The following is a 399-nucleotide window of genomic DNA, read 5'->3' on the forward strand; positions in this document are numbered from 1 at the left end:
ACGTATAGGAAGAATAAACGCCCTTTTCACCCAAGTCCAACAGCTTTGGACCGCAGTTGACTCTTTCGACACCCCTGCGATGCAACCCAATCCGGCTGACGGGGAGCCAGCAACGCTGAAAATTTACCCTCCTCTTTCCCACTAGCGGCTCCTTTTCCGACAACCAGCACGGCGGATCCCTGCCGCGGCGCTGTGAACGCAGCATTTTGATTGGTATCGTTGGCCTTCAGGCTCGTCAGTCAAACAGACCCAGGAGCAGCTCAGCCGGTGGCGCCCGGCTTTCGGGTAACGCCCTGGTCCCGCTGGTTTCGGCTTTGTGCTTCAGGTGATCAAGGATCTGCTTGATCACTATAGGGTCTTCAATGCAGGCGATGACTTTCATGGCGCCGCCGCAGCCGC

General features: G+C 57.4%; 1 pseudogene. It reads right to left on the reverse strand.

Annotated features, from left to right (window positions below):
• Window positions 1-235 precede the first annotated feature (235 nt).
• Window positions 236-399, reverse strand: a pseudogene (locus GVV58_RS15305) (IS91 family transposase); the annotation flags it as partial.

This window comes from Acinetobacter sp. 18QD2AZ41W (genome assembly GCF_009829025.1).
Lineage (GTDB): Bacteria > Pseudomonadota > Gammaproteobacteria > Pseudomonadales > Moraxellaceae > Acinetobacter > Acinetobacter pseudolwoffii.